The organism is Streptomyces yangpuensis (assembly GCF_001005295.1).
In the GTDB taxonomy this organism is placed as follows: domain Bacteria; phylum Actinomycetota; class Actinomycetes; order Streptomycetales; family Streptomycetaceae; genus Streptomyces; species Streptomyces yangpuensis.
In genome coordinates, this window is sequence record NZ_LBMK01000005.1 from 465,040 (window position 1) to 481,500 (window position 16,461).

Sequence of the window (16,461 nt, forward strand, 5' to 3'; positions counted from 1 at the left end):
CCCAGACGGGGGCGGGAGCGGCGGCGAGTGCTGCGGGCGTGCGGCCGGGTCAGGCGGTCGCGGCGGCCGGCTGCGGCACGGTGTCGACGGATGCCGGGGCCGGGGCGGGCTCGTCCAGCGGGGAGGCCGAGGCGTTCGCGTAGGCGTCCTTGTCCAGGATGCCCTCGCGGGCCGAGACGATGACCGGTACCAGCGCCTGACCTGCGACGTTCGTGGCCGTGCGGATCATGTCCAGGATCGGGTCGATGGCCAGCAGGAGGCCGACGCCGGCGAGCGGGAGGCCCAGGGTGGAGAGGGTCAGCGTCAGCATGACGGTGGCGCCCGTCAGGCCGGCGGTCGCGGCGGAGCCGATGACCGAGACGAAGACGATGAGCAGGTACTCCTTGATGCCCAGCTGCACGTCGAAGATCTGCGCGATGAAGATCGCGGCGAGCGCCGGGTAGATCGCGGCGCAGCCGTCCATCTTGGTGGTGGCGCCGAACGGGACGGCGAAGGAGGCGTACTCCTTCGGGACGCCGAGGCGTTCGGTGACCTTCTGGGTGACCGGCATGGTGCCGACGGAGGAGCGGGAGACGAAGGCCAGCTGGATGGCGGGCCAGGCGCCCTTGAAGAACTGGACCGGGCTGACCTTGGCGACTGTCGCGAGCAGCAGCGGGTAGACGCCGAACATCACCAGGGCGCAGCCGATGTAGATGTCGGCGGTGAAGGTGGCGTACTTGCCGATCAGGTCCCAGCCGTACGTGGCGATCGCGGTGCCGATGAGGCCGATGGTGCCGATCGGGGCGAGGCGGATGACCCACCACAGGGCCTTCTGCAGGAGCTCCAGGGCGGACTCTGCGAGGTCGAGGACCGGCTTGGCCTTGGCGCCGAGCTGGAGGGCGGCGATGCCGGCGACGACCGCCAGGAACACGATCTGCAGGACCTTCAGCTCGGTGAACGGCGTGACGACGTCGGTGGGCACGATGCCGGTCAGGAAGTCGATCCAGGAGCCGGTCTTCTTCGGCTCCTTGCCGTCGGCGGCGGTGAGGCCGGTGCCCGCGCCGGGGTCGGTCAGCAGGCCGATGCCGATGCCGATGCCGACCGCGATCAGCGAGGTGATCATGAACCAGAGGAGGGTGCGGGAGGCGAGGCGCGCCGCGTTGTTCACCTTCCGCAGGTTGGTGATCGACACGAGGATCGCGAAGAAGACGAGCGGGGCGATGGCCAGCTTCAGCAGCTGGACGAAGATGTCGCCGGTCTTCTCCAGGGTGGTGGCGAGCCAGCTGACGTCCTGGCTGCGGGCTATCCAGCCGAAGAGGACGCCGAGGGCCAGACCGGCGACGATCTGGGCCCAGAAGGGGAACTTGAACGAGGCCTTGGCGGGGGCAGGGGCCTGTGGGGTCGCGGACACGGACACTCTCCGGAGGTGGCGCACGTAGTGAGGGGGTGGTTCTGCGTGGTGTTGCGGTGCGGCAGCAGCCAGGAAGGGCCGGCCGGGACCGCTGCTGTATCGATTCAGCTCAACAGCAACAGGCCGCGGACGCGCGGCGGCAGAGGTCGACGTGCAGGCGCGACACGAGCGGGACGCTCGTGATCATCGGGTGCGCAGCTGTGGTCGACATGTTGAACACGCTAACACTCCTCCTTTGAGATTCTCAAAGGGGTGCTTTGAGACAGCGGCGTGCGGGGCCCTCTTGCGCGGACCCGGAAAACACCAACGCCCCAGCACTACGGGTGGTGTACCCGGTGCTGGGGCGGTTCGATGTGTGATGAAGCCAACTGGGCCCTTACGGACCTGCGCGCGTGACGGGCCGAGGCGCGTTACGAGCCGACGCGTGCCGCGTCGTCCGCCTCGTCCTCCTGGGTGCGGTTGGCGGCGAGCCTGTCCTTCGCCCCGGCGACGCGCCCGGAGATCTGCGCGGACATCTCGTCGCGCTGCTTTCGCAGGAGGACGAAGGAGAGCGGGGCGGAGAGCACGAGGGCGAGCAGCACGACCCAGGCGCCGTTGGCGTCGCCCAGTCCGGCGGGGACCAGGCCGAAGTGGACGAGGACCGCGACGACGGCGAGGCAGCCGACGAAGATGCCCAGGCGCATCGCGGTGTATCGGATCGTTGCGCTCGGCTTGAGGGACACGGTGACCCCTTCTCTCTCGTCGTGGTCGGCACGTCGTGCGGCGCACGGTGCCCGTCCAGTGAAGCACGCCGGGACCGGCCCGCAGCCCGCCGGGGTACGGAGACCTCCCGCAGGGCCGTACGGATGCAGCCCCCGCCGGGGTACGCCGGCCACCCCCGCCGTACGGGCGCGGAGGCGGCCCGTCAGTGGAGGGGCAGCAGCATCACGACGTCGTCGCGGTCGTCGCCGGGGGCCACGCGGATGGCGCCGGGGACCCGGCCGACCTCCTTGTAGCCGCAGGAGGAGTAGAAGTGCTCCAGGCCGAGGCCGCCGCGACAGGTGAGGCGGACGGCGTCGATGCCCTCGACGGAGCGGGCGGCGGCCTCGGTCGCCGCCATGAGCTCGCGCCCGTAGCCCTTGCCCTGGTGGCGCGGGTGGACCATCACCGTGTAGGCCCACAGCCAGTGCCGCTGGAGCCGGTGGGTGTTGTGGGTGAGGAAGGCGGTCGCGGCGACCGCGCCGTCCTCGTCGTGGCCGACGAGGAGCCGGCAGCTCCCGTCGGCGATGCCGGCGAGGTGGTTGTCGAGCAAGGGGCGTACGTCGTCGTGGGTGACCGGTGGTACGAAGCCCACGGCGCCACCCGCGTTGGAGACGTCGGTCCAGAGCTCCAGGATTCCCTCGCGCAGGGCGGGCCCGACGGCCGGATCGAGGGTGAACGTAAGGGTCATTAGGCAAATTTACTTGTTACTTGATCGGTCCGTCCAGAAAAGCCGAACCCCGGCCCAGGGGCCGGGGTCGACATACCGAGTGAGGTCCGGCGGGCGCCGGACGCGGGCCCGGCGCGGGCCGGGGGCGGGTCAGACGCGCATCGCCTGCGGGGTCTCGCGCAGGTCCGCGTCCGGGCCCGGGTACTCGCGGATGATCTCGTAGCGCGTGTTGCGCTCGACCGGGCGGAAGCCGGCCTCGCGGATCAGCTCCAGCAGGTCCTCGCGGCCCAGCTTGTTCGGGGTGCCGTAGTTGTCCGCGTCGTGCGTGATCTTGTACTCGACGACCGAGCCGTCCATGTCGTCCGCACCGTGCTGGAGCGCGAGCTGCGCGGTCTGCACGCCGTGCATCACCCAGAAGACCTTGACGTGCGGCACGTTGTCGAAGAGCAGCCGCGAGACGGCGAAGGTCTTCAGCGCCTCGGCGCCGGTGGCCATCGTCGTGCGCGCCTGGAGCTTGTTGCGCACCTTGCCGTCCTGCATGTCCACGAAGTCGTGCTGGTAGCGCAGCGGGATGAAGACCTGGAAGCCGCCGGTCTCGTCCTGGAGCTCGCGCAGCCGCAGCACGTGGTCCACGCGGTGGCGCGGCTCCTCGATGTGCCCGTACAGCATCGTCGAGGGGGTCTTGAGGCCCTTCGCGTGCGCGAGACGGTGGATGCGCGACCAGTCCTCCCAGTGGGTGCGGTGGTCGACGATGTGCTGGCGGACCTCCCAGTCGAAAATCTCCGCGCCGCCGCCGGTGAGGGACTCCAGGCCGGCCTCGATCAGCTCGTCCAGGATGTCCGAGGCGGACATCCCGGAGATCGTCTCGAAGTGGTGGATCTCGGTCGCCGTGAACGCCTTCAGCGAGACGTTCGGCAGCGCCTTCTTCAGCTCGGAGAGCGAACGCGGATAGTAGCGCCACGGCAGGTTCGGGTGCAGGCCGTTGACGATGTGCAACTCGGTGAGGTTCTCCGTCTCCATGGCCTTGGCCAGGCGCACGGCCTCCTCGATGCGCATCGTGTACGCGTCCTTCTCGCCCGGCTTGCGCTGGAACGAGCAGTACGCGCACGACGCGGTGCACACGTTCGTCATGTTGAGGTGGCGGTTGACGTTGAAGTGGACGACGTCACCGTTCTTGCGCGTACGCACCTCGTGGGCGAGGCCACCGAGCCAGGCCAGGTCGTCCGACTCGTAGAGGGCGATGCCGTCCTCACGGGTCAGCCGCTCGCCGGAGCGGACCTTCTCCTCCAGCTCACGCTTGAGCCCAGCGTCCATGTGCCGGTCGCCTCCTCTAGATGCCTCTTGCCTGTCCTGCAAACCCTGACCAACCGTACTCTCAGGCTTCCTCGGGCAGCTCCCCGACCCGGTTCTCCCACTTCGTGGAGAGCACGATGGTGGTGCGGGTGCGCGAAACACCCTTGGTGCCGGAGAGCTTGCGGATGATCTTCTCCAGGCCGTCCACGTCGCTGGCGCGCACCTTGAGCATGTACGAGTCGTCGCCGGCGATGAACCAGCAGTCCTCGATCTCCGCGAGGTCGCGCAGTCGCCGGGCCACGTCCTCGTGGTCGGCGGCGTCGGAGAGGGAGATGCCGATCAGCGCGGTGACGCCGAGGCCGAGCGAGGCGGAGTCGACCGTCGCGCGGTAGCCGGTGATGACACCGGCCGTCTCCAGGCGGTTGATGCGGTCGGTGACGCTGGGGCCGGAGAGGCCCACGAGACGGCCCAGCTCCGCGTACGAGGCGCGGCCGTTCTCCCGAAGCGCCTGGATGAGCTGCCTGTCCACCGTGTCCATTACGTGGAGCCTTCCATTATTCGGCGATCCTGCAAGTCTGGGTATAGAATCTAAGGCACACAGGGTCAACACCCTGTGATTTCTTACAGCAGATCAATAACGATCTTCAGGAGTGGTACACCGTGTTCACGATCGAGATGGCGCACGCACACATGCGACAGCTCCAGGAGCTGGCCAACCGATCCCGAGCCCACCAGCCCGCCGCGGCCGTCCGCGTCGACAAGGCCCGCAAGCCGCTGGGCCGCAAGAAGGCCTAGTCACCGGCCTGCTCACCACCGTTCGACCTCTGGGGAGCGCGGGAGCCTCCCAGCTCCCCCTCCCAACGGCGGTACAGCCGGTGCGGCACCCCTGCCGCGTCCAGCACCCGCCCCGCGACGAAATCCACCAGATCCTGGATGTGCGTCGCACCCGCGTAGAACGCCGGAGAGGCGGGCAGCACGACCGCGCCCGCCTCGTCCAGCGCCACCAGATGCTTCAGCGTCTGCCCGTTCAGCGGGGTCTCCCGTACCGCGACCACCAGCCGGCGCCGCTCCTTGAGCGTCACGCTCGCCACGCGCTGGAGCAGGTCCTTCGACAGTCCGAGCGCCACCCCCGCCACACAGGCCGTGGACGCCGGGACGATCAGCATCCCCTTGACCGGGTACGAGCCCGAGCTCGGGCCGGCCGCCAGGTCCCCGGCACCCCAGTACCGGACGTCCGCACCGGCCGTCAGGCCCTCGAAGGTCCCCGGCTTGCCGTCGGCCCCGCGCGCCAGCCACTCCGCGAGGTCCTCGCGCCAGTGCGCGTCACGGAAGGCGATGCCGGTCTCGTCCAGCAGGGTGAGGCGCGAGGCCCGGCTCACGACCAGGTCGACGCTCTCCCCCGCGGCGAGCAGCCCGCGGAGCACCGCCGCCGCGTAAGGCGTCCCGGACGCTCCGGAAACCCCGACCACCCACGGGGTGCGATTGCGCTCTGTCATACCTCCGAGACTATCCGGCCACGCCCGGCGGGCACTCAGTAAGGTGACCGCACGTTCCCGTGAGGGGAGCCACGAAGGGGGCGAAGATGAGCACGACGGTGGATACCGGCCTGACACAGACCGACCGGACCAAGGCGGCGGCCAAGCTGATGCTGGGCTGGGTGGCCCTGCTGTGGGTGCTGGAGGCCGTCGACCACGCCACGGGCCACGCCCTCGACCAGTACGGGATCGTCGCCCGCGACCCCGACAGCCTCACCGGCGTCGTCACCTCGGCCTTCCTCCACTTCGGCTTCGACCACGTCGCCTCCAACAGCGTCCCGCTGCTGGTCCTCGGCTTCCTCGTGGCCCTGTCCGGGATCCGCCGGTTCCTCGCGGTGTGCGGCCTGATCCTGCTGGCTGACGGCCTCGGCACCTGGCTGATATCCCCGTCCGGGACCATGACGCTGGGTGCCTCCGGCATCGTCTTCGGCCTCTTCGGCTACCTGCTCGTACGGGGCTTCGTCGAGCGCAAGGCGCTGGGCATCGCGGTGGCCGTCGGCGTCGCGGCCGTCTGGGGGACCACGGTCCTCTCCGGCATCCTCCCGACGGACTCGGGCGTCAGCTGGCAGGGCCACCTCTGCGGCCTGGTGGCGGGCGTCCTGACGGCCCTCTACTTCCAGCGCCCGGCCCGCCGCCGCCCGGCCGTCACGGCCTGACGACGGACGGGTCCACGGGCAGGCCCAAGGTGTCGATCACGAGCTTGCCGATGCCGGTCTCGACGGTGACCTCGCCGCCGTACGGGATGGTGTCCCGGCCCCGGTAGCCGTCCGGGCCGGGGTTCCACAGGGTCACGCAGTGCGCCCTGTACGGGTCGAAGATCAGGTAGTGCGGGATCCCGCGCCGGGCGTACGCCCGGTCCTTGACCTCGTAGTCGTTACGGATGCTGCCCGGTGAGACGACCTCGACGGCCAGTTCGATGAGGTCGGGCGGGTAGGCGCTGAGGTTCCTGGCGACCTCGACGGCCGGGACGAGCGCCAGGTCGGGACAGAACTCGTTGTCCTCGTCGAACGGGATGGCGACGTCGCTCATCAAGCCCCAGCCGCCCGGAAGCTGAGCGTCGAGCGCCGTCCACAAGGGCCAGATGGTGCCTCCGTGGTGCGGCTGGAGCGGGGTGAGCACGACGGCGCCCTCAACCAGTTCTGTCCGGTGTCCCGGGAACATGTCCGCGAAGCGGCTGAGCCGGGAGGGCGGGCCGTCGGTGTCCGGGTCGGACATGCCGGCCTCCCTGTTCACGCGCGTCATGGTGGGCCGGACGATACCTACACCGTCAGGCCTCGGGCCACCAGATCGGCCAGGGCGCACACGAAGAGGGCGATGCCGATGAAGCCGTTGACCGTGAAGAAGGCGCGGTTCAGGCGGGACAGGTCGTGCGGGGTCACGATGGTGTGCTCGTAGACGAAGGCGACGACGACGATCGCCAGGCCGGCCCAGAACAGCGGGCCGGCGTCCGTGGCCAGCGCGTACCAGGCCAGCAGGGCCGTGGTCACGACGTGCGAGCCGCGCGCCCCCCACAGGGCGGCCGGGACGCCGAAGCGGGCCGGGACGGACCTGACGCCCTCGGCACGGTCGGCGGCCACGTCCTGGCAGGCGAAGATGAGGTCGAAGCCGCCGATCCACACGCCGACGGCGAGGCCCAGGATCACCGCGTCCCACGACCACTCGCCGGTGATCGCCAGCCAGGCCCCGACGGGACCCATCGCCTGGGCCAGGCCCAGGATGGCGTGCGGGAAGTCCGTGAACCGCTTGCCGTACGGGTAGACCACCATCGGGACGACGGCGACCGGCGCGAGCGCCAGGCACAGCGGGTTCAGCAGGGCCGCCGAGCCGAGGAAGACCACGAGCGCGATCCCCGCGCCGGTCCAGGCCGATCGGACGGACACCGCGCCGGTGACCAGCTCGCGCCCCGCGGTCCGCGGATTGCGGGCGTCGATCTCGCGGTCGATGATCCGGTTCGCGGCCATGGCGAAGGTGCGCAGCCCCACCATGCACACGGTGACGAGCAGCAGCTTGCCCCAGTGCACGGTCCGGTCGAGCTGGAACATCGCGGTCAGCGCCGCGATGTAGGCGAACGGCAGCGCGAAGACCGAGTGCTCGATCATCACCAGCCGCAGGAAGGCCCTGACCTTGTTGGCCGCCTCCGGCGCGGGCCCCTGTCCGACCACTCCATCGGCGGTGGTCATCATCGGAGTTCCTCCCGGAACCGTTCGAGGCTGTCCAGCAGGGTCCCGAGGGGCACGATGCCCGTCTCCAGGGAGACCGTGGGCGCGCCCTCGGGCTCGGGCGGGGTCGCGTGCACCGTGAACACGTAGCCCTCGCCGAGACGTTCGGAGCTGCTCGGGCGGGCCTCCACCCGGAGCACGGCACCCGCCTCGACGGTGAACGCCTCACCGGTGCCGAGCCCGGCCTGCAGGCGCTCCGCGAAGTCCTCGACCTCGGCGTCACGTACGCCGGGCAGCTCGAAGCCGGCGTCGGCCTCGTAACCGTCGTCCAGCACCAGGGCCCACATGTTGCCGTGGCCCGCGAACTCCTCGGCCGAGACGCCCGCCCGCTGGGCCGCGTCCTGCACGTGTGGGTCCGCCGGGTCGAGCTTCGGGCGCACAAGCAGCATGAACGTCGTGTCCTCGCCGATGAACAGCGCCGGTCCACCGAATTCGGAACTCACAGGCCGTACTCCTTCCAGCGGCGGTCGACGAGGGCGGCCGTGGCCGGGTCGGACTCGACCATGTCGGGCCAGCCGCCGTCGCGGGTGTAGCCCTCCTCGGGGAGCTTCTTCGTCGCGTCGATGCCCGCCTTGCCGCCCCAGAACTGCTGGTAGGAGGCGTGGTCGAGGTGGTCCACCGGGCCCTCGACGACGGTGAGGTCGCGGGAGTAGTCCGTGTTGCCGAGGGCCCGCCAGGACACCTCGTGCAGGTCGTGGACATCGCAGTCCTTGTCCACCACGATGATCAGCTTGGTCAGCGACATCATGTGGGCGCCCCAGATGGCGTGCATGACCTTCTGCGCGTGCTTCGGGTACTTCTTGTCGATCGAGACGATCGCGCAGTTGTGGAAGCCGCCCGACTCGGGCAGGTGGTAGTCGACGATGTCCGGGACGATGATCTTCAGCAGGGGCAGGAAGAACCGCTCCGTCGCGCGGCCCAGCGGGCCGTCCTCGGTCGGCGGGCGGCCCACCACGATCGACTGCAGCAGCGGCCGCCTGCGCATCGTGATGCAGTCGATCTTCAGGGCCGGGAAGGGCTCCTGCGGGGTGTAGAAGCCGGTGTGGTCGCCGAAGGGGCCCTCCGGGAGCATCTCCCCGGGCTCCAGCCAGCCCTCGACGACGACCTCCGCGTTGGCCGGAACCTGGAGCGGGACGGTCTTGCAGTCCACCATCTCGATCCGCTTGCCCGCGACGAAGCCGGCGAAGAGGTACTCGTCGATGTCGCCCGGCAGGGGGGCGGTGGAGGCGTACGTGACCGCGGGCGGGCAGCCGAAGGCGATCGCGACCGGCAGCCGCTCGCCCTTGGCCGCGGCGACGGCGTAGTGGTTGCGGCTGTCCTTGTGGATCTGCCAGTGCATGCCGATGGTGCGCTTGTCGTGGCGCTGGAGGCGGTAGAGGCCGAGGTTGCGCACGCCCGTCTCGGGGTGCTTGGTGTGGGTCAGGCCGAGGTTGAAGAAGGAGCCGCCGTCCTTGGGCCAGGTGAAGAGGGCCGGCAGCAGGTCCAGGTCGACGTCGTCGCCGGTGAGGACGACCTCCTGGACGGGCGCGGAGTCGCCCTTCACCTTCTTCGGCGGCACGTGGACCATCGAGCCGAGCTTGCCGAAGGCCTCACGGACCCCGATGAAGCCCTGCGGCAGCTCGGGCTTGAGCAGGCCGCCGATCTTCTCGCTGATCTCGGCGTAGGACTTCAGGCCGAGGGCCTTCAGGAGGCGGCGGTCGGTACCGAAGACGTTCATGGCCAGCGGCATCGCCGAGCCCTTGACGTTCTCGAAGAGCAGCGCGGGACCACCCGCTTTGTTCACTCTGTCGACGATCTCCCCGACCTCCAGGTACGGGTCGACTTCGGCCTTGATGCGCTTGAGGTCGCCCTCTCGCTCCAGAGCCCGGAGCAGCGAGCGGAGATCGTCGTAAGCCATAGGGGTCAGTATCCGTCACCAACTACGCTGGGAGCGTCACCGGGGCCCCTTGCGGGTCCGCCGCCACTGCCCGGGAGTCGGTCCCACACCGTGTTGCGCTATCTGCCGTTCCTGCTGATCATCGCGCTGACCATCTACGCCTTCATCGACTGCCTGAACACGCCGGAGGAAGAGGTCAAGCACCTCCCCAAGGCGATGTGGGTGATCATCATCCTGCTCTTCTCCATCGTGGGGCCGGTGGTGTGGCTGTTCGCGGGCAGGAAGCGGGTGGCCGCCGGCGGTGGCGGGCGCGGACCCCGGAGGCGCACCCAGTGGGTGGCCCCCGACGACAACCCGGAGTTCCTGAAGTCCCTGCGCGAGGAGCAGGAGAACAAGGACCGCGAGGACCGCGACCGCAAGGACAACGGCAAGGACCAGGGCAAGGACGCCGACTAGGGCAGCCCGGGCGGGTCTCCTTGCGCGGCGGCACCCCGGCGGGGCGATCGGCGCGCACGCCGCCCCAGCGGCAGAGGGCAGAGGGCAGTGGCTCAGGATGCCTTGCGGGCCTGGCCGAAGGACGCGTACGAGGCGCGCAGGTCGGCCCAGCGGCTGTCCGTCCAGGTGGACCAGTCCGTCGGCCGCCCCGCCAGCGCGGCCTCCAGCAGCTCGAAGTGCTCGTGCCAGGCGGCCAGGCAGTCCAGGCGGGTCTCGTCGGACCCGCCGCGTTCGTTGACGAACCGGATGACCGTGGAGTCGGTGCCGACCGCCTCCAGGTGGAAGCGGATCCGCCCGAGCCCGGCCACCGTGTACTCGGCGACGCGCTCCACGTCCCAGGCCGAGACGTGGCCGCTCGCCACCGTTGCGGTGTTCAGCCAGCGCAGCGTGACGGCCCCGCCGAGGTGCCGCTCCAGGACGTCGGCCGCGGCCAGCCAGCCACGGAGCCCGTCGGGCGTGGTCATGGCGTGCCAGAGGGCCTCGTAGGAGTACGGCAGGTGGAGCTCGAAGCGGAGCAGCCAGTGGTTCTCGCCGCGCCGTTCGCTGGTGGCATGGCTCACGAGGGACATGCCACCAGCGTCCCACTCCCGCCGGTCAGACGCCCGCGTAGGAGTGCTTGCCGCTGAGCAGGATGTTCACGCCGTAGTAGTTCCAGATCCAGCAGGCGAAGGCGAAGAGCGCCAGGTAGGCGGCCTTGCGGCCCTTCCAGCCGGCGGTGGCGCGGGCGTGCAGGTAGCAGGCGTACGCCACCCACGTCACGAAGGACCAGACCTCCTTGGGGTCCCAGCCCCAGTAGCGGCCCCAGGCGTCGCCGGCCCAGATGGCGCCCGCGATGATCGTGAAGGTCCACAGCGGGAAGACGGCCGCGTTGATGCGGTACGAGAACTTGTCGAGCGAGGCCGCCGAGGGCAGCCGCTCCAGGACCGAGGAGGCGATCCGGCCCGGCTTGCCGCCGCCGGCGAGCTTGCCCTCGTAGGCGTCGCGGAAGAGGTAGAGGACCGCGCCGGCCGCGCCGAGGTAGAAGACGGCGCCGCAGAAGATGGCGGTGGAGACGTGGATCCACAGCCAGTAGGAGTGCAGGGCCGGGACGAGCTGGTCGCTGTCGGTGTAGAGCCAGGTGACCGCGATGCCGAGGTCGAGCAGGACGGTGGTGACCAGGATCAGGCCGAGCCAGCGGACGTTCTTCTTCAGGGCGAGGAGCACCAGGTACGTGCCGACGGCCACCGTGGAGAAGGTGATCGAGAACTCGTACATGTTGCCCCAGGGGGCCCGCTCGACCGACATGGCGCGGGTGACGACTCCGGCCGCCTCGACGAGGAAGGCGAGCGCGGTCAGCGAGACCGCGATCCGGCCGTACAGGTCGCCCTGCACGGTGCCGCCGGCGGCGCCGGGGCCGTCCGGGACGTCACGGGTGCCGGCGCCGGAGCGGGTGGTGACCTTGGGCCGGTCCAGTACGGCGGTGGCGCCGCCCTTGCCGCGCACCTGCACGGCGGGGGCGGCGGCGGCCTCCTTGGCACCGGTCAGCGCGGCGGCCGTGCGGGCGACCTTGCTGCGGCTGCCGAAGGTCCACTCGGCGATGTGCGCGAAGAAGGCGAGCGTGTAGACCGCCATCGACGAATAGATCAGGTAGTTGCTGATCTCAGCCAGGTTCTCGTTGGCTGCGGCAGCGAGCGGCGTCATCCGCGCTCTCCTTCGGGAGTTTCTTCGACGGGTTCGGCGGGCGACCCGGGCGTCGCGGTCGGCGCCTGTTCGTGCAGCGTGGCGGCGAGATCCGCCAGCTCCTCCGGCAGCCTGGCGGACTCGCTGCGGCCGAGGCCCGCCATCTCGACGACGGTGACGCCGTCCTCGCCGGTCACCGCGCGGACCCAGATCCGGCGGCGCTGGATGAACAGCGACCCGGCCAGGCCCGCGATGGCGGCGATCGCGCCCGCGAGGGCGAGGCCGCTGCCGGGCTGGTGGGTGACGGAGAAGGTGGCCCACCGCTCGATGCCCTCGAACTTCACGGTGCCCGCGCCGTCGGGCAGGGTCATCGTGTCACCGGGCGCCAGCTTCTGCTTGAACTGCTGGCCCGACGCGTCCTTGAACATCTCCATCTTGGAGGTGTCGAGGCGGTAGACGTTCTGCGGCAGACCCGAGTCGACGCCGAGGCTTCCGTGCCAGGCGTTGAGCATGAGCTGCGGGTTCAGGAGGGCGGGGAACTGCGAGAACATCGTTCCCATGCCCTCGCCCGCGAAGGTCGGCACGAAGACGGCGTTGAAGCCGAGCTGTTCCTGCTTGCCGTCCTTGTCCTTGTAGCCGTCGGTGACCTTGACGGCTCCGGTGGAGGTGAGGTTGCCGTCCTGCGGGAGCACCGGGACGGCGTCCTTGTAGATCACCTTCCCGGTGGGGTCGGTCACCGAGATGATCGGCGCGTAGCCGTGACCGAGCAGGTAGACCTTGGACCCGTCGATTTCGAGGGGCTCGTTGACCTGGATCTCGCGCTTCTGCGGCGTTCCGTGGGCGCCCTCGCTGAGGGTGACGTACGCCTTGAAGTCGCGCGGGGTGCCCCGCTGCGGGCCGGACATCTCGTAGGTGGCGTCGAAGCGGTCCAGCGTGAAGCTGAACGGCGGCAGGTCGTCCGGGTGGAAGAGCGTGCCGGGCTTGAAGTCGTCGTACTGGGTGAGCGTGTTCGAGAAGCCGCTGCCGCGCAGGACCAGCTTGCCGCCCTCGGACTTGAAGTACTGGCCCCAGGCGAAGGCGACGAGCATCACGATCAGCGCGACGTGGAAGACCAGGTTGCCGGCCTCGCGGAGGTAGCCCTTCTCGGCCGCGACATGGGTGCCGCCCGCCTCGGTGCGGAAGCGCTTGCCCGCGAGCATCGTCCTCGCGTACGCGAGAACCTCGTCCGGGGTGCTGTCCGTACGCCAGGTGGTGTGGGCGGGCAGCCGGTCGAGCCGCTTGGGAGCGGCCGGGGGGCGGCCGCGGAGCTGGCCGACGAACTGCCAGGCGCGCGGGATGATGCAGCCGATCAGCGAGACGAACAGCAGCAGGTAGATCGCGGAGAACCACACCGAGCTGTAGACGTCGAAGAGCTGGAGGGCCTCGGCGACGCCGACGAAGGACGGGTGGTCCTTCTTCCACTGGGCGACCTTCAGCGCGTCGACGTTGGTCTGCGGGACGAGGGATCCGGGGATGGCTCCCAGGGACAGCAGGAAGAGCAGGATCAGCGCCACCCGCATGGAGGTGAGCTGCCGCCAGAACCAGCGGGCCCAGCCGGTCACGCCGATGCCGACGGGACCGCTGTCCTCGACGGGGGCGGTGGACAGCTGGGAGCCGGCCGCCTCCTCTGCGGCGTCCGCCGGGACGGGCTCGTTGGGCGCCTCGGTGGACGCTTTGTCAGTCGTACTCATGTCCGTCGGTTCCTCAGATCCCCACCGTGAAGCTTTGGGTCCAGGCCTGCATGTCGGTGACGATGCTGTCCCACAAACCTGTGACGAGCAGCAGGCCGGTGAGGATCAGCATGCCGCCGCCGATGCGCATCACCCATGCATAGTGCTTCTTCACCCAGCCGAATGCACCGAGCGCCTTGCGGAAGGCGATCGCGGCGAGGACGAAGGGCACGCCGAGGCCCAGGCAGTACACGACCGTCAGCAGCGCGCCGCGGCCGGCGCTCGCCTGGTCGAGGGAGAGGGTGGTGACGGCGGCGAGGGTCGGGCCCATGCAGGGGGTCCAGCCGACCCCGAAGAGCACACCGAGCAGGGGCGCGCCGAGCAGGCCGGCCGTCGGCTTCCGGTGGAAGCGGAACTCCCGCATCGTCAGACCCGGGATCGCCCCCATGAAGAACAGGCCCATGAAGATCACCACTGCGCCCAGGACGCGGGAGATGATCTCGTTGTTCTCCCGGAGGGTCTGGCCGAAGAAGCCGAAGAGCGCTCCGGTGGAGACGAAGACGGCGGTGAAGCCGGCGATGAACAGCAGCGCGCCCGCCAGCATGCGTCCGCGCCGGGCCTCGGCGAGGTCGGCGCCGCTGACGCCGGTCACGTAGGAGAGGTAGCCGGGGACCAGGGGCAGGACGCAGGGCGAGAAGAAGGAGACGAGTCCCGCGAGGAGCGCGATCGGCAGCGCCAGCAGCAGCGCCCCGTTCAGGACGGTCTCGTTCACCCCGGTGACCTCGGCGGCGAGCACGTAGTGGACCACGAGGTCACTGCTCCGCGAGGACGGGGTCGATCATGGAGCGCAGCTTGTCCTCGCCGAGGGGGGCCAGGGTGCGTGCGGCGATCTTGCCCTCCCGGTCCAGGACGAGCGTGGAGGGGATGGCGTTGGGGTTGAGGCTGCCCTTGGGGAAGCGGAGCAGCAGCTTGCCGTCGGGGTCGTAGAGGCTCGGGTAGGTGATCCCGAAGGTCTCCTCGAAGGAGGCGGCGTTCTGCTTGCTGTTGTCGCGGACGTTGACGCCCACGAAGACGACGTCCTTGCCGGCGTCGGCGAGCTCCTTGGAGACCTTCGCGAAGGCCGGGGCCTCGGCGCGGCACGGCGGGCACCAGGAGCCCCAGACGTTGAGGACGACGACCTTGCCCCTGAGGGCCTTCGTGTCGAGGGTCTTGCCGTCGACGGTCTCGCCGTCGAGCCCCGGGGCCTCGGTGCGCTCGCCCTTGACGGAGGTGGAGATGCCGCTCGCGCCCGTGACGTAGTTGCCGCCGCTGCCGGTCGGCTTGCCGCTGTCCGAACCGCTGCACGCCGTGAGCGTGAGGGCGCCGGTGACGGTCACCGCGGTCAGCAGGAGGGCGCGGCCGCTGGGTGAGCGGCGTCGGGGGGCGCGGCTAAGGCTCATGTGAAAAGTTTCGCATGAGCAATTCGCGGATTTTCCGCACCCCCCGGCCGGGTGTCAATGCCCTGGTCAGGCGACGTGTCAGGCGGCGGCGAGGTATGTGTTCCAGCCACCGGTGGGTGACCGGCCGGGGCCGAGGGTGCGCAGCCGGGCGAGCACCTTGGGGTCCTGGACCTCCAGCCAGTCGGTGAACTGCCGGAAGGATACGAGCCTTACGTCTCTTTTGTCTGCCATGCCCTTGAGCGCCTCCTCGACCGCGTCCATGTAGATGCCGCCGTTCCACTCCTCGAAGTGGTTGCCGATGAAGAGGGGTGCGCGATTGGTCTCGTAGGCCCGGCGGAAGCCGCCGAGGTAGGTGGCCGTGGCCTGGGAGCGCCAGGCGGGGTAGTTGGTGGGCACGCCCTGCGTGGTGTTCTTCGACTGGTTGGCGAGGATGTTGTAGTCCATCGACAGCACCTCGAAGGAGTGCCCCGGGAAGGGGAGGGACTGCAGCGGCAGGTCCCAGACGCCCGACCGGCGTTCGGGCCAGACCTGGAGGCCGCCGGGCGAGCTGGCGTCGTAGCGCCAGCCCAGCTTCCGGGCGGTCGGCAGGAGGTTGTCCCGGCCCAGGAGGCAGGGGGTGCGGGCGCCGGTCAGTTCCTTGCGGTAGTCGAAGGGCAGCGGCTCCACGTCGGTGAAGCCGGTGTTGGTGCGCCAGCCCGTGACGAAGGACATGGCCTGGTCGATCTCGTTCTCCCAGTCGGCCGGGGTCCAGCGGGCGACGGAGCCGGGGCCCCCGCAGAAGTGGCCGTTGAAGTGCGTCCCTATCTCGTGCCCGTCGAGCCACGCCTCGCGCAGGCAGGCGAGGGTGGCACGGACGTTCTCGTCCTTGAGGTAGCCGATGTCGGACGCGCCGACGGGATTGTTCGGCGGCCGGTACAGGCTCCGCTTCGACTCGGGCAGCAGGTAGATGCCGGAGAGGAAGAAGGTCATGGTCGCGCCGTGGTCCCTGGCGAGCTTGAGGAAGCGCGGGAAGAGACCGCTGCCGATCTCCCCCGCGCCGTCCCAGCTGAAGACCACGAACTGCGGCGGCGTCTCGCCCGGCTGGAGGGGCACGGGCCGGTCCGGCTGGTGGGGCTGCGGGCCGGTGTCGGCGGTGGAGCCGTCACCGATGGGCCTGCCCGGCCTCTGTCCGGGCTTCGGGTTCCTCACGGGTCCGGGAGTGCCGGGACCGGACACGTCGGGCAGTCCGCAGCCGGCGACTCCCATCGCCGCCGCGGCGCCAAGTCCCAGTCCCAGCAACCCCCTCCGGCTGACTCCCCTGATGTCGCGCATGTCACCGTCCCCATCGTCGTCACCACATCCACCCCAAAGCCCATATAAACGGACAAGTTGGCCGGACATGTGTGCTGACACGGTGATTCCCGCGCATCTTGTATTTAATGAGACAGGCCTGTAACGG

At 69.8% G+C, this 16,461-nt stretch carries 19 protein-coding genes; 3 read left to right on the plus strand and 16 right to left on the minus strand.

Annotated features, from left to right (window positions below):
• Positions 1-49 precede the first annotated feature (49 nt).
• The 5 genes from AAT21_RS26005 to AAT21_RS26025 form a co-directional block, all read right to left on the minus strand.
• Positions 50-1,396 carry a dicarboxylate/amino acid:cation symporter gene (locus AAT21_RS26005; protein WP_046779333.1) on the minus strand — a complete coding sequence of 449 codons (1,347 nt, stop codon included), beginning with the start codon at positions 1,394-1,396 and terminating at the stop codon, positions 50-52.
• 404 nt (positions 1,397-1,800) lie between these two features.
• Positions 1,801-2,112, minus strand: a complete 312-nt coding sequence (locus AAT21_RS26010; RefSeq protein ID WP_046779334.1) for a DUF4229 domain-containing protein — start codon at positions 2,110-2,112, stop codon at positions 1,801-1,803.
• A gap of 182 nt (positions 2,113-2,294) precedes the next feature.
• Complete coding sequence (locus AAT21_RS26015) at positions 2,295-2,819, minus strand: GNAT family N-acetyltransferase (RefSeq protein ID WP_046779335.1); 525 nt, start codon at positions 2,817-2,819, stop codon at positions 2,295-2,297.
• A gap of 129 nt (positions 2,820-2,948) precedes the next feature.
• The gene (gene mqnE, locus AAT21_RS26020) at positions 2,949-4,112 is read right to left on the minus strand and encodes an aminofutalosine synthase MqnE (RefSeq protein WP_030965880.1); all 1,164 of its coding nucleotides are present in this window, start codon (positions 4,110-4,112) and stop codon (positions 2,949-2,951) included.
• Positions 4,113-4,173: 61 nt separating this feature from the next.
• The gene (locus AAT21_RS26025) at positions 4,174-4,629 is read right to left on the minus strand and encodes an Lrp/AsnC family transcriptional regulator (protein WP_030026281.1); all 456 of its coding nucleotides are present in this window, start codon (positions 4,627-4,629) and stop codon (positions 4,174-4,176) included.
• 122 nt (positions 4,630-4,751) lie between these two features.
• Between AAT21_RS26025 and AAT21_RS39750 the strand changes: the two genes are divergently transcribed.
• Entirely contained in the window at positions 4,752-4,886 is a 135-nt protein-coding gene (locus AAT21_RS39750; protein ID WP_257857992.1) for a hypothetical protein, read from the plus strand.
• On the opposite strand, the gene AAT21_RS26030 is transcribed toward AAT21_RS39750, so the two are convergent.
• Complete coding sequence (locus AAT21_RS26030; protein WP_046779336.1) at positions 4,883-5,587, minus strand: UbiX family flavin prenyltransferase; 705 nt, start codon at positions 5,585-5,587, stop codon at positions 4,883-4,885. The genes AAT21_RS39750 and AAT21_RS26030 overlap by 4 nt on opposite strands.
• Positions 5,588-5,673: 86 nt before the next feature.
• Between AAT21_RS26030 and AAT21_RS26035 the strand changes: the two genes are divergently transcribed.
• Positions 5,674-6,282, plus strand: coding sequence for a rhomboid family intramembrane serine protease (locus tag AAT21_RS26035; protein ID WP_046779337.1), 609 nt, complete (start codon positions 5,674-5,676; stop codon positions 6,280-6,282).
• On the opposite strand, the gene AAT21_RS26040 is transcribed toward AAT21_RS26035, so the two are convergent.
• The 4 genes from AAT21_RS26040 to AAT21_RS26055 are packed head-to-tail and all read right to left on the minus strand — an operon-like array spanning position 6,272 to position 9,742.
• Complete coding sequence (locus tag AAT21_RS26040) at positions 6,272-6,859, minus strand: Uma2 family endonuclease (RefSeq protein ID WP_327152759.1); 588 nt, start codon at positions 6,857-6,859, stop codon at positions 6,272-6,274. The two genes, AAT21_RS26035 and AAT21_RS26040, sit on opposite strands and share 11 nt — an antisense overlap.
• Positions 6,860-6,885: 26 nt before the next feature.
• Positions 6,886-7,806 (minus strand): menaquinone biosynthesis prenyltransferase MqnP, encoded by a 921-nt coding sequence (gene mqnP, locus AAT21_RS26045; protein ID WP_412180342.1) that lies wholly within the window; start codon positions 7,804-7,806, stop codon positions 6,886-6,888.
• Positions 7,806-8,288 (minus strand): hypothetical protein, encoded by a 483-nt coding sequence (locus AAT21_RS26050; RefSeq protein ID WP_235439225.1) that lies wholly within the window; start codon positions 8,286-8,288, stop codon positions 7,806-7,808. Before AAT21_RS26050 ends, mqnP begins: the two co-directional genes overlap by 1 nt.
• On the minus strand, positions 8,285-9,742 hold the full coding sequence (locus tag AAT21_RS26055; RefSeq protein ID WP_046779341.1) for a menaquinone biosynthesis decarboxylase: 1,458 nt from the start codon (positions 9,740-9,742) through the stop codon (positions 8,285-8,287). The genes AAT21_RS26050 and AAT21_RS26055 overlap by 4 nt, the downstream gene beginning before the upstream one ends.
• A 90-nt stretch (positions 9,743-9,832) precedes the next feature.
• On the opposite strand from AAT21_RS26055, the gene AAT21_RS26060 reads away from it, so the two are divergent.
• Complete coding sequence (locus tag AAT21_RS26060) at positions 9,833-10,177, plus strand: PLD nuclease N-terminal domain-containing protein (protein WP_079025954.1); 345 nt, start codon at positions 9,833-9,835, stop codon at positions 10,175-10,177.
• A gap of 92 nt (positions 10,178-10,269) precedes the next feature.
• On the opposite strand, the gene AAT21_RS26065 is transcribed toward AAT21_RS26060, so the two are convergent.
• The 6 genes from AAT21_RS26065 to AAT21_RS26090 form a co-directional block, all read right to left on the minus strand.
• The gene (locus AAT21_RS26065; RefSeq protein WP_046779343.1) at positions 10,270-10,785 is read right to left on the minus strand and encodes an SRPBCC domain-containing protein; all 516 of its coding nucleotides are present in this window, start codon (positions 10,783-10,785) and stop codon (positions 10,270-10,272) included.
• 25 nt (positions 10,786-10,810) lie between these two features.
• Entirely contained in the window at positions 10,811-11,896 is a 1,086-nt protein-coding gene (gene ccsB / locus AAT21_RS26070; RefSeq protein WP_046779344.1) for a c-type cytochrome biogenesis protein CcsB, read from the minus strand.
• Positions 11,893-13,605 (minus strand): cytochrome c biogenesis protein ResB, encoded by a 1,713-nt coding sequence (gene resB / locus AAT21_RS26075; RefSeq protein ID WP_079025955.1) that lies wholly within the window; start codon positions 13,603-13,605, stop codon positions 11,893-11,895. Before resB ends, ccsB begins: the two co-directional genes overlap by 4 nt.
• A 13-nt stretch (positions 13,606-13,618) precedes the next feature.
• Positions 13,619-14,392, minus strand: coding sequence for a cytochrome c biogenesis CcdA family protein (locus tag AAT21_RS26080; RefSeq protein WP_046779345.1), 774 nt, complete (start codon positions 14,390-14,392; stop codon positions 13,619-13,621).
• Positions 14,393-14,396: 4 nt separating this feature from the next.
• The gene (locus AAT21_RS26085; protein WP_046779346.1) at positions 14,397-15,023 is read right to left on the minus strand and encodes a TlpA family protein disulfide reductase; all 627 of its coding nucleotides are present in this window, start codon (positions 15,021-15,023) and stop codon (positions 14,397-14,399) included.
• Between the two features lie 78 nt (positions 15,024-15,101).
• Positions 15,102-16,325, minus strand: a complete 1,224-nt coding sequence (locus AAT21_RS26090; RefSeq protein WP_046779460.1) for a polysaccharide deacetylase family protein — start codon at positions 16,323-16,325, stop codon at positions 15,102-15,104.
• Positions 16,326-16,461 lie beyond the last annotated feature (136 nt).

What these genes read in the sequence shown, in the direction of transcription:
- AAT21_RS26025 (WP_030026281.1), bottom strand. Translation starts at nt 4,629, where the DNA reads ATGGACACGGTGGACAGGCAGCTCATCCAGGCGCTTCGGGAGAACGGC.
- mqnE (WP_030965880.1), bottom strand. Translation starts at nt 4,112, where the DNA reads ATGGACGCTGGGCTCAAGCGTGAGCTGGAGGAGAAGGTCCGCTCCGGC.
- AAT21_RS26085 (WP_046779346.1), bottom strand. Translation starts at nt 15,023, where the DNA reads ATGAGCCTTAGCCGCGCCCCCCGACGCCGCTCACCCAGCGGCCGCGCC.
- ccsB (WP_046779344.1), bottom strand. Translation starts at nt 11,896, where the DNA reads ATGACGCCGCTCGCTGCCGCAGCCAACGAGAACCTGGCTGAGATCAGC.
- AAT21_RS26015 (WP_046779335.1), bottom strand. Translation starts at nt 2,819, where the DNA reads ATGACCCTTACGTTCACCCTCGATCCGGCCGTCGGGCCCGCCCTGCGC.
- AAT21_RS26055 (WP_046779341.1), bottom strand. Translation starts at nt 9,742, where the DNA reads ATGGCTTACGACGATCTCCGCTCGCTGCTCCGGGCTCTGGAGCGAGAG.
- AAT21_RS26035 (WP_046779337.1), top strand. Translation starts at nt 5,674, where the DNA reads ATGAGCACGACGGTGGATACCGGCCTGACACAGACCGACCGGACCAAG.
- AAT21_RS26030 (WP_046779336.1), bottom strand. Translation starts at nt 5,587, where the DNA reads ATGACAGAGCGCAATCGCACCCCGTGGGTGGTCGGGGTTTCCGGAGCG.
- mqnP (WP_412180342.1), bottom strand. Translation starts at nt 7,806, where the DNA reads ATGACCACCGCCGATGGAGTGGTCGGACAGGGGCCCGCGCCGGAGGCG.
- AAT21_RS26065 (WP_046779343.1), bottom strand. Translation starts at nt 10,785, where the DNA reads ATGTCCCTCGTGAGCCATGCCACCAGCGAACGGCGCGGCGAGAACCAC.
- resB (WP_079025955.1), bottom strand. Translation starts at nt 13,605, where the DNA reads ATGAGTACGACTGACAAAGCGTCCACCGAGGCGCCCAACGAGCCCGTC.